Raw genomic sequence first — 10,863 nt, forward strand, 5'->3', positions numbered from 1 at the left:
TTGTTGGCCAGCCCCTTGCTTGCTTTCGCGCAAGCTCCATCCATTCCACAACCCTTCGTTGAGCAGCAACGCCAGCAGGAGCGTGAACGTGCGTTGCGCGAGCAGAATGAGCGCACCGTCGACCAGCGTCCGCAGGCTGCACCACCGGCGCCAATGCAGCGCATTCCCGAGTCAGAGTCACCTTGCTTCCGCATCGACCGCGTGCTGCTGGTCGGCGAGCAATCCGCGTCCTTCCAATGGGCTGTCGCCGATCTGTCGGGGCCCGATGGCAACGACTCACCGGTTGGCCGCTGCCTGGGCACAGCCGGCGTCAATGTGGTCCTGGCACGCGCCCAGCAGACCGTCATCGCACGCGGCTTTGTCACCACCCGCGTGCTCGCCGCACCGCAGGACCTCTCTGCCGGCACCTTGACCCTCTCGCTGGTGCCCGGCCGCATCGCCGCCATCCGGACGACGCCCGATTCTTCATCCACGCTGCTCGGCAGTTCCGCCTTGCTGGCCACGGCCATCCCCGCGCATTCGGGCGACCTGCTGAACCTGCGCGACATCGAGCAGGGCCTCGAGAACCTCAAGCGCGCACCCACCGCCGAAGCCGACATCCAGATCGAACCTTCGACCGCGCCGAATGCACGCCCCGGCGACAGCGACCTCGTCGTCAAGTACGTGCAAGCCAAGAAGTGGCGCGTCACCTTGAGCCTGGACGACAGCGGCACCGAAGCCACCGGCCGCTACCAGGCTGGCGCCACGCTGTCCCTGGACAACCCCTTCGGCCTGAACGACCTGTTCTACGTCAGCGCCAACCACAACCTCAACAACCACGTCTTCGGCGACCCGGCCAAGGGCACCGAAGGTCATACCCTTCACTACTCGCTGCCTTATGGCTACTGGATGCTGGGCTTTACTGCCTCCAACAGCCAGTACCACCAGAGCGTCGCGGGTCTGAACCAGGACTACGTCTACGCCGGCAAGACCAACAACGCCGAGGTCAAGCTTTCGCGCCTGCTCTACCGCGACCAGCATCGCAAGACGAGCGTGGCGATCAAGGGCTGGCGCCGCGAGTCGCGCAACTTCGTGGACGACACGGAGGTCGAGGTGCAGCACCGCGTGGTCGGCGGCTGGGAGCTCAGCCTCAACCACAAGGAGTACATCGGTGAAGCAACGCTCGAGGGTACGCTGGCCTACAAGCGCGGCACCGGTGGCTTCGGCGCGCGCACCGCGCCCGAAGAAGAGTTCGGCGAGGGCACCTCGCGCCTTAAGCTCTACACCGCCGACATCAGCCTCAATGCGCCTTTCAAGCTCAGCGGGCAGAAGCTGCGCTACTCCGGCCTGATCCGCGCCCAATGGAACCGCACGCCACTGACGCCGCAGGACCGTTTCGCCATCGGCGGGCGCTACACGGTCCGTGGCTTCGATGGCGAGACCAGCCTCATGGGCGAGCGCGGCTCGCTCATTCGCAATGACATCGGCTGGGCCATGGGGCAGAGCGGGGCGGAGCTGTACGCGGGCATGGACTACGGCCATGTCGGCGGGCGCTCCACGGCCGATCTGCTCGGGCGCAATTTGGCCGGCGCCGTCGTCGGCGTGCGCGGCCAGTGGACCAAGCTGAGCTACGACTTCTTCGTCGGCGCGCCCATCAGCAAGCCCGACGGCTACCGCACTGCGAAGGTCACGCTGGGCTTCAATCTCAATGCGAGCTTCTGATATGTCGATGATTTTTTCAGCCAGGCCATGGTTGGCCGCAGCTCTTGCCGGAGGCACCCTGCTGGCGGGCTGCACCAGTCTGCCCCCAACGCCGTACCGCGCGGCCCCTGCAGGGGATGGCACGTACGGATACAGCACCATGCAGATCGAAGGGGACATCTACCGGATCGACTTCTATGGGTCACCGGCCACTGCCTCGCGGACGGCCAGGGCGTTCGCCTTCTATCGCGCGGCGGAGCTTGCAGAGGAGCACGGCGCCCCCGCCTTCAGGATCGTCCAAGGAGAAGTGGATCGCTCCATTCTGGACGGTAGCGAAGTCTTCTCATGGTCCGATTCGTTCCCGGCGCCGCCTTTCGGCAGGCTCGCGGTAAACCATGAGAACGGCGTCAACAGGGCAACCCTGCAAAAAGTCGCCGGAACGAGATACATCCCTGTTCCGATCTACATCACTCCGCCCGGCCAAGCGCAGCGGGACGCAGACGAAAAACAGGTCTCCAAGCTTTCCATCCTGCGCGTGCAGATGCTTCGAGAACTTCCGGCCTCGCTTGATGACAAGACGTTCATGACCCGCGAGGTGCTCAGCAAGCTCGGGCCGCGCATTGTGCGCACGAACTCCGCCTGAGTCTCGCTCGATATGCAGTGCAGTCGGAGAGGTTGCCCGAACACGCCGTTCCGCAAGATCGCCCGAAGCATCCATGAAGGTGCCCGCGAGACGGCACGGTTCATCGCAAAGACGCCGGAGTACAGCCAGTCGCGCAGGGAAAGGAAGAAGGTCGAGATGCTGTTCGCACACCTCAAACGCATCATGAAACTGGATGGGCTCCGGCTTCGCGGACTCAGTGGTGCGCAGGACGAGTTCCTGCTGGCGGCGACTGCCCAGAATCTTCGGAGAATGGCCAAGTGGTTGATGCCAATTGAAGGAGATGCGCAGATGAGGATCGCGTGAGATGGGCCGCGAGGCCTCTCAGGTTCTATCGCCCCCCGCAACTGAGCTGCGAATCCTCGGTGATCGCCGATGCGCACAGGATTCGAGACGAGTTTTTCAACACAATCAGTCTGAAGCAGACATAGGGGCCGCCGCGAATATCACTGTCACAGTCGTGCGGTACCTCACCGGGACTTCGGCGCCCGTGGCTTGATATCGCTGCGTCCTGGCGTTCGGTGTCTCGCCTGCTCTCTCCAGCGGCCGGCTATTCGCTGTGCATCGGTCTGTACATCCGGGAGGCTCGCGACGAATTGATCCACGTGAGCGGCAAGATTCTCTTCGCCCTGTCTTCGAAGTGCTTCCGCCGTCGCCCGCCAGTCCACAGTCACCTCCCGCCGGGTGCTCCGCATCGCCTCTTGGCCAATGTCCAAAACCCCCTGCCCCCACTTGAGAGCGCGGAGCACACTCTCCAACTTGGCGCGCATGAAGGACGAGGTCTTCGGCGGGCGATGCCTGGCTCGGCCGGCGGGCGGCAGTTGCCCGAACTCCCGCAGCGCGCGGAGCCGATGATGGATCGCATCCCTGTACGGCTTGCGGGTCTGGCCTCGCACTTGGCGCGGTGTGGCATTGGCCGCCACGCCCTGCTCACGCATCAGCGCGGCGAACTGCTCACGCCACTGGCGCAACGTGTCCTTGCGGATGTAGAGGCGCTTGCCAGGCTCGAACTCGTGCTCGCACTTGACCACCAGATGCACATGCGGATGCGGCTGATCGGTGTGCAGCACCATGGCGTAGCGATATTGCAGCGCGAAGTTCTCGCGTGCGAAAACGCGCGCCGCAGCCAGTACTTTTTCCGGTGGCGTGCCAGCGGGCATGGACAGGACGATGTTGTGCACTAACTTCGCACGCATGTCTTTCTGCCCCGGAGCGGGTTTCGGCTTGTACTGGCTTCTGCAAAGCTCAAGCTGCCAGTCGGCCGTGATCTCCCGGGCTGCACCCCGGCCCTGCTGCGCCAACCCCTCATCGCTTTCCAGCTGCAGCTTGCCGTGCCGACCGATGTAACGCAGATGGGCCTCGACGCCGCCAACGTCCCGTCCGCCGCCGGAGACCTTCACTATCACTTCGGGCGTGCGCCCCACCGTGCGCTGGATCTGCGCGATTTGGTCAGCGCCGAGGCGCAGCGTGCCGCCCGGTCCTCGCCGACCGTAGCTCACGATGTCCAGCGCCATGTCGCGCGGCGCACCGGCGGGGCCGCAGCTGCTTCGGCCTGCGCGCGCTATCCGTTCAGGCATGAGAACTCCCGCCGCCGGTCTCCCAGCTGATGAGGTTGCGGCGCACGATGGCTGCCGTGGCTTCGCGTGCCGCCTCGACTTCCCGCCGGACCAGCGCGATCGCTTCGCTGAGGTCCGATGCCGCCGGCTCCGACAGAGTGTTCGGCATGCCGAACGTTCGAAGCTGTCGTTGCAACGCGGCCAGTCGAGCGGCGGTCACTTTGATCTGATCCAGTTCGTTCGGCGGCAGCACTGTGGCGTCACGCACATGGTTGTGGATCAACAGGGCCAGGTAGCTGCCGGTCTTCATTCCGCGGGTACGGGCTCGTGCGCCCGCGAGCGCTCGATCGCCCTTGCGAAGCCGCAACGTGACGCGATCCGCCACGCCAATGCCGCTTTCTGTTTCGCGTAGGCAGCGCTGTCCACCCGAGTCCACCGAGATTTCGCCGTTTGTCTTGAGGACCTCCTCGACCATCTTCGCGAGCAGAGTCGACGCACGGAGACGATGCCGCACCGCCAGCGCGGCGAAGCGTGCCCTCGTTTCGGGCGGCACCCGGGTGGCTATCACGCGACTCGATAGAGAGGTGTTCATCATTGCAACTTCGTTGCAGTAAACAATGTCTGACGCCAGTCTATCCTGCCCTCATGGCCGCACAAGGACTTTGCCCTCGGAATTCCAGCGTCGAGCCCACCTCGCCGTTTCGCGGCTCCGGAGCGTTGCCGTCGATCGACAGCTCGAAGACCACCATCAATGTTCGGCATGCCGAACATTGCGAGGTGCACGGAACCACCCCGTCCTCGTAGCCGCACAAAGACTTTGCCCCGAAGTTTCGACGTCGTCCAACGACCACTGCTCCAGGCAATCGAAACCGAAAATTCAATCCGCTCGCAGAGCAAGCCCGCCCGGCCGCTGCATAAATGTCCTCACGGCTCCGTCAAGCAGAAGACCTTCGCTGTTGCTACCGTTCGATACTTTCTCGGTGTTCGGCATGCCGAACACCGAGAAAAAACTATGGGCAGAGAGGTGAATTCGGAACGTAGCAAATTCGCAGGAGAACCATCGAATGGGCATTCGCGTCGCCCGCGCAGCGCGGCAGGGCCGCCAAGAACAGCCTACTCTCGCAGCGTGAACACCACTGACAGGTAAGAGACCGGCTGGGTCTGAATGGCCTCGATCCCATGGAGTGCGGTCGCATCGAACAGCAGCGAGTCCCCTGCCCTCACCTCCGCAGTCCTGCCGCTGTAACGGTAGCTGACCTCCCCGGACAGGAAGTACAGGAACTTGAGACCCGGGTGCTGGAAGGTCACATAGGGATCGGCACCGGGCAGCAACGTGACCAGATAGGGCTCGACGAAAAGATTGCCCGATAGGAGGTGACCCAGCAGCTCGTAGCGATAGTCCGCCACGGCGCCGATCCGATCGACCAAGACACCATGTCCTGCACGCACATGGCAGAAGTCAGTACGCCGCGCCTGATCACTGAAGAAGCGCGAGGTCGGCACACCCAGACCATTCGCGAGACGCTCCAGGGTCTCCACCGAAGGCGAGACCAGACCGCGCTCGATGCGAGAAAGCATCGAGGCAGAAATCCCCGAGGTCTTGGCCAGTTCGCCGCCAGACATCTCTGCCGCCATGCGCAGCGCCCTCACCTGCGCGCCGATGCGCACCGCTGACAAGCTGCGCACGACAGGGGCGGGTTGCCTCGACCCTACACGGGTCACGGAGACCGGTAGGCGCAGCGGGCGAGCTGTTGGCAGCGGCGAAGCAAGCTCTCTATGGGCCATCTTAATCTCGCACGTAAGAACGGTCAGTTAGCACCTGCGCAAAGCATCCGATGACGAGCGAGGCGCGCAATAACTCGTCATATACTTTGTAGCTCTATGCCATTCTATATGGGGCAATTGGGCGGTGCCAAGCCGCCGCGCTCCTCCTGTTCCGCTGCCCAATTTTCCGCGTGCCTTTCGGGCAGCGCGCGTCGCGATGGGCATCCCGCAGGAGGCCTTCGACACGGTCTCATCTCGAACTTATGTCAGCATTCTTGAGAGGGGCGTCAACGTCCCCACGCTCACGAAGATCGATGCTCTAGTTCGGGTTTTGGGCCTGCACCCGTTGACCGTGCTCACGCTCGCCTACGCAAGTTCGCCGTCATCCGAGGAAATCGGCAAACTCCAAGAGGTAGTGGCAGGAGAAATCGCAAGTCTCGGGCTGACCGCGTTCTCTCCAAACTCGTTGCCCAGAGGAAAGACTCGCAGCACCAAATAAGAAGTTGGGTGAGATGTCAGCGCCCAAGGAGCGCAGACTCTTCGTCGTGGAAACCCTTAGCTCTCAGAGCTCCGAAGCCATATCCCCGCGTCGCGAGCAGCCGCCGAAGCACTTAGGCGGGCTCCTGCTTCAACAGATGGAACAGCTCCCTGTTGAAGACGACTCCGTATACGGACCAGTTCAACTTGTCGAGATGGCGGATGCCTTCGGGATCACCAATAGTTGCGAAAAGTTTGATGGGAAAGGTGGCATCGGTATCGCGCTCATATCTTCACTTCAAAGCGCAAAAAGTCATTGAGCCGCTTTGATTCGGTGATCTCATCGTGCGGAACCAGTAAGTACTGCCACGGCGCGGCGCCGACAGTTGCTGCGTGATCCGAAGCGTGCTTGCACCAGCGGGCAGCGGCAGCTGCCTTGGTCTGAACCTCTTGAGTATTGATGTCGACTCTCGCCTTCGTTTCCACCATGAAGATAGCTGAATCCGTTTCTGCCACGAAGTCAGGGATGTACTCCGGCTGTTCGCTGCCCAGCTTGTAGTAAATCTGGAACTGCCCCTTGGCTGGCTTGAACCACTTCGAAGCATCGCGTTCCAGAATGACTGCAAAACGACGCTCGGTGTCCGAGTCAAATTTTTGCAGCGGGTACAAGCAGCGAGTGAATCCACCAAACAGCATCTGCTTGATCTTGCCAAGTTCGGTCAAGGTCTCACGGTAGTGATGTGCAGTCTGCCCAGCCACAGCGGTGTAGTTGCACGGTTTAAGTTCCGTGAAGCCTCTGCTCACTTGCACCTCGTACTCGGTGGCCTCTTCCCAGAAGTGGGCCATCATCTCGGCCCGAATAAGCCGAGCCAGCTCCGCGCCGTAGGTGTCGAACACTTCATGCAACTCGTTCTCGGAATAGTTCTGCGCCTTGTAGTGCGCAACAGCTTGGCTCGCTAGGTCATAGAGCAACTCTGCCTGCGTGAAGTAGTCGATGTCGTCAAAGTCGATAAGCTTTTTGACGATGTAGTCCTCAAAGCGCTGCTCCCTGATACCCGCCTCCCGGCTCATGGTGAACTGATGATTCGTGCGCAGTTCCTGCCCCACGATCTCGCGTTGACCTGGCTGGAAGTTAGGCAGCGAGCCCAGCTTGAACGGGCGGAAGCCGGTGGTGACTTCACCCGTGGGCACCACCGCTATTCGCGGAATGTCGATGGTTTGCTGTACCACGATCTCGGTGGTCTTGGACACCACTGCCGGCAAATTAAGTGCAGGCTCTCCATCATCCGCGCCAGCCAGCAAGTCACCTTGGGCGGGCTTCAGCCGTTCGGTCACTTCAGCCAGGATGGCCGACTGCACCTCTGGGGTGAGTAGCGCATTGCTGGTCGGCACGAGGTCGCGCCTGACCTCGTACTTGCCGATCACGTCCATCACCACACGCGCGGCGTGGCGCTCGCGCTCCGTGGTGAACACAGGCGCAGGCGCAGCGACCGGTGTCGCCCCCACACTGGCAGGATTGGTGGCAATGGTCGGCCCATCGGTGAGCCCAAGGCGCATCATCGCGCCTGATCCAACCTGCACGCTCACTTTCTTGTCATCGGCGCTCGGGGCCTCGAGGATCACCTGCTTCAGCCGTATCGGCGAGTCGCCACGGTTGGCTTCGTCGATGATCTCTTGGAATTTGTCGTGCGCAACGATGTTCAGGCGGTCCACCGCCGCGACACCCGTGCGTTTGCCATAGGGAAGACGCAGGCCGCGACCGATGGACTGCTCGATCAGCGTGCGCGCGTTGGCCGCCCGCAGGGGCACGATGGTGTAGAGGTTCGTCACATCCCAGCCCTCTTTGAGCATGTTGACGTGAATGACGATCTCGGTGGGCTCATCCACACTTTCCACCGCAAGCAGCTTGGCGATCATCTCTTCTTCTTCGGCCCCGGTGCGGCTGGAGTCCACTTGGATCACCTTGCCCGCGTAGCGCCCCTCATAGAAGGCCGAAGACTCGATCAGTGTCTTGAGCTGTGAGGCGTGCGTGGTATCCCGCGCGATCACAAGCATGAAAGGCTTGACCACCTTCACGCCGTTTTCCCGAGCATAGGTCAGCAACTCGACCTTGGTTGTTTCGTGCAGGCGAACACCATCCTCCAGCTTGATCTTTTCGATCTCTTCCGCCGAGTGCGCCTTGGCGTCGAAGTTGCGCTGGGTCACAGCCGCTGGCTCTTTGACGAAGCCGTCTTCCATCGCCCGCGCCAATGGGTAGTCCATGACCACGTTCTTGAAGGGCACGGGGCCACGCGTGGATTCCACAAACGGGGTGGCCGTCACCTCAAGGCCAAACAGCGGCTTCAGCTCATTGATGGAGCGCACCCCCGCACTGGCGCGGTAGCGGTGCGACTCGTCCATCAGCAGCACGAGATCGTCCAGGCTGGCCAGGTGGTTAAAGTAGCTGTCCCCCAGCACCTCCTTCATCCGCTTGATGCGAGGCTCTTTGCCACCGCGAACCTCGGAGTTGATCTTGGAAATGTTGAAAATGTTGATGCGCACGTCATGCGCAAAGCCCATGGTCTGGTCTTGAACGACAGTGCCCGTCTGGTCGTAGTTGTCGCCCGTGATGATCAAAGGCGGTTGCTGAGCGAATTCGGCAACTCCCTTGAAGACGTACTTGGGCGTGTTACGCGTGAAGTCGGCAATCAGCTTGTTGTAGATCGTCAGGTTCGGTGCCAGCACGAAGAAGTTGTTGATGCCATGCGCCAAGTGCAAGTACGCGATGAACGCGCCCATCAGGCGCGTCTTGCCGACGCCTGTGGCTAGCGAAAAGCACAGCGAGGGGAACTCGCGTTCAAAGTCTTCTAGCGTTGGAAACTCAGCTTTCAACGTGGCGAGGATGGCTGCCACATCTTGGCCATGGCCGAGCATGCTCGGCGCAGCTTCGAGTGCGCGCACAAGCTTGGCAAGGGACTCCGCCTGCGGCGGACGCAGAGACAGGCGGCCTGCAACAGCGTTCTGGACGCGCGCGCTCATTCTTCGGCCTCCCCGAACAGCCCGCCTTGCCCGGCGCTTGCGAAGGCGGATTTCTTGGTTTTGGTTGCACCAGCGCTGGCAATGAGCGCGGGCTCTTCGGCCTGCGCCATAGGAAGATTGGCGACGTTCAGGCTGTAGTCGTCATGGCTCCATTCACAGCGGGCCAGCACCATCTTAGGAATCTTCTTCAGGGTCAGGTTCGGCCACCGCTCGGAGGCCTTGGCTATCGTGATGCCGTGGAAGGCCGCGCAGCAGACGAGCAGGCTCTGTTCGCCGCCCACTTCATCTGAAAGTGCCTGCAATTGCTCAGCAGACAGGTTTTGAGTTGTGACGTAGATGAAGTCTCGTTCGCTCGAATTGCCGTGCTGCCACCATTGCACCTCGGATGGCGCGTAGGAAAAGCCCTCCAACTTGGCAAGTGCTTCGGCCAATTGCACAGCGTTGTACTCCGGGTTAATGACCGGGTTTCCCCAGCGATCGTTGACGATGAGACTGGGCGCGAGCTTGTAGTAACGGAAGCCACCGCCGCCTTGCCAGTTCACACTTTCGGTGATGCCGCCCTTGTCCTCCCCATCAATGACTTTCTTCAGGCGCGGAATGACGTGGGTGTGGCAATGCTCGCCAAGCTCAACCATGATCCACCGTCGGCCCATCTTGTGGGCGACCGCGCCGGTAGTGCCGGAGCCTGCGAAAGAATCGAGGACGAGGTCACCGGGATTGGTGGCCAGATCGAGGACGCGCTTCAGGAGCTTTTCCGGCTTCGGAGTCGCAAACGAATCAATTGGATTGATTGACTTAACCTCTTCTCGTGCTTCATGGTTATGCCCGGCATCCGAATGCAACCATATTGTTGGAGCAGGGGGGGCCGCCAGTTTTAACTCAGCCAGGAAGGTCTTTCGCGAAGGATTCGAAGTGCCGTCATTACCGAACCAAATTTCATCGTTTTCGTCCATCCTGCGAAGTGCGTCCGCCGGGAAGCGCGGCGAGGTACCCGGAGGAGGAGTCCAAACTACACCGTTCTTAAATCGAAACTGAAACGCTTGCTCTTTTTCAGACCCAGTACGCTTGGCGTACAGCGGCGTGGCCTTCCAAGGCCCCTTCGGATGACCATCTGGATTTCTGTATCGGCCGTCCATTTCAGCGGTCCGTCCCAAGCGATTTGGCCTCCACCGTTCCTTGTTCTGCGCATAAATCAATACATGGTCGTGAGTCTCGGCCAACCACTTCGAATCGTTTGAAATCGTGTACTTCTTTTGCCACACAGCATTCGAAATAAAATTGGACCGACCGAAAATCTCGTCACACAAAACTTTCAGGTAGTGCGCTTCGTTGTCGTCGATCGTGATCCACAGCGAGCCATCATCTGACAAAAGCCGTCTGATAATTTCCAGCCGGTCGCGCATTAGTCCAAGCCAGATCGAGTGTTCGATCCCATCGTCATAGTGCGCAAAGGCACTGCCGGTGTTGTAGGGCGGATCGATAAAAACACACTTCACTTGGCCCGAGAACTCTTGCTCAAGAGCCTTCAGGGCCAGAAGGTTATCGCCGAAAATTAGTCGGTTATCAAAGAGGTCGTTGTCGCGGAAGCGATGCTTTGAGTGATATGAATTTTCGGAGTTTTCGAGCAGGATGCGTGGTTCCAACTTGGGCCGCTTCTCCTTCCCAATCCAAGTAAGTTCTAGTTTTTGTTTGCTCATAGTTGTGCCA

8 protein-coding genes and 1 pseudogene are annotated in these 10,863 nt (G+C 60.8%); 4 read left to right on the forward strand and 5 right to left on the reverse strand.

Features of this window, described 5'->3' with window-relative positions; all coding sequences use genetic code 11:
* The 3 genes and pseudogenes from ASC92_RS22755 to ASC92_RS22765 form a co-directional block, all read left to right on the forward strand.
* Positions 1-1,701: a ShlB/FhaC/HecB family hemolysin secretion/activation protein gene (locus ASC92_RS22755; protein ID WP_200936021.1), complete on the forward strand. Its 1,701-nt coding sequence runs from the start codon at positions 1-3 to the stop codon at positions 1,699-1,701.
* 7 nt (positions 1,702-1,708) lie between these two features.
* Positions 1,709-2,323 (forward strand): CC0125/CC1285 family lipoprotein, encoded by a 615-nt coding sequence (locus tag ASC92_RS22760; protein WP_162245735.1) that lies wholly within the window; start codon positions 1,709-1,711, stop codon positions 2,321-2,323.
* A 27-nt stretch (positions 2,324-2,350) separates the two neighbouring features.
* Positions 2,351-2,647 (forward strand): annotated as a pseudogene (locus ASC92_RS22765) (transposase); the annotation flags it as partial.
* 164 nt (positions 2,648-2,811) lie between these two features.
* Here the strand turns inward: ASC92_RS22765 and ASC92_RS22770 are convergent.
* The 3 genes from ASC92_RS22770 to ASC92_RS22780 all read right to left on the reverse strand — a co-directional run bounded on the left by ASC92_RS22770 (position 2,812) and on the right by ASC92_RS22780 (position 5,583).
* A complete protein-coding gene (locus ASC92_RS22770) occupies positions 2,812-3,855 on the reverse strand; it encodes a relaxase/mobilization nuclease domain-containing protein (protein ID WP_235505957.1) in 1,044 nt (347 codons plus the stop codon).
* A gap of 55 nt (positions 3,856-3,910) precedes the next feature.
* The gene (locus tag ASC92_RS29420) at positions 3,911-4,492 is read right to left on the reverse strand and encodes a hypothetical protein (protein WP_235505958.1); all 582 of its coding nucleotides are present in this window, start codon (positions 4,490-4,492) and stop codon (positions 3,911-3,913) included.
* A gap of 518 nt (positions 4,493-5,010) precedes the next feature.
* Positions 5,011-5,583, reverse strand: coding sequence for a helix-turn-helix domain-containing protein (locus ASC92_RS22780; RefSeq protein WP_056520311.1), 573 nt, complete (start codon positions 5,581-5,583; stop codon positions 5,011-5,013).
* A 223-nt stretch (positions 5,584-5,806) separates the two neighbouring features.
* Between ASC92_RS22780 and ASC92_RS28230 the strand changes: the two genes are divergently transcribed.
* Positions 5,807-6,160: a helix-turn-helix domain-containing protein gene (locus ASC92_RS28230; RefSeq protein ID WP_082519684.1), complete on the forward strand. Its 354-nt coding sequence runs from the start codon at positions 5,807-5,809 to the stop codon at positions 6,158-6,160.
* 263 nt (positions 6,161-6,423) lie between these two features.
* Here the strand turns inward: ASC92_RS28230 and ASC92_RS22785 are convergent, their stop codons facing one another.
* Entirely contained in the window at positions 6,424-9,156 is a 2,733-nt protein-coding gene (locus tag ASC92_RS22785; protein ID WP_056520313.1) for a DEAD/DEAH box helicase, read from the reverse strand.
* On the reverse strand, positions 9,153-10,853 hold the full coding sequence (locus ASC92_RS22790; RefSeq protein ID WP_056520315.1) for a site-specific DNA-methyltransferase: 1,701 nt from the start codon (positions 10,851-10,853) through the stop codon (positions 9,153-9,155). Before ASC92_RS22790 ends, ASC92_RS22785 begins: the two co-directional genes overlap by 4 nt.
* Between the last annotated feature and the right edge of the window lie 10 nt (positions 10,854-10,863).

The sequence above is a fragment of the Variovorax sp. Root411 genome (assembly GCF_001425205.1).
GTDB lineage: Bacteria > Pseudomonadota > Gammaproteobacteria > Burkholderiales > Burkholderiaceae_C > Variovorax.

What these genes read in the sequence shown, in the direction of transcription:
- ASC92_RS22760 (WP_162245735.1), top strand. Translation starts at nt 1,709, where the DNA reads ATGATTTTTTCAGCCAGGCCATGGTTGGCCGCAGCTCTTGCCGGAGGC.
- ASC92_RS22770 (WP_235505957.1), bottom strand. Translation starts at nt 3,855, where the DNA reads ATGGCGCTGGACATCGTGAGCTACGGTCGGCGAGGACCGGGCGGCACG.
- ASC92_RS29420 (WP_235505958.1), bottom strand. Translation starts at nt 4,492, where the DNA reads ATGATGAACACCTCTCTATCGAGTCGCGTGATAGCCACCCGGGTGCCG.
- ASC92_RS22785 (WP_056520313.1), bottom strand. Translation starts at nt 9,156, where the DNA reads ATGAGCGCGCGCGTCCAGAACGCTGTTGCAGGCCGCCTGTCTCTGCGT.
- ASC92_RS22790 (WP_056520315.1), bottom strand. Translation starts at nt 10,853, where the DNA reads ATGAGCAAACAAAAACTAGAACTTACTTGGATTGGGAAGGAGAAGCGG.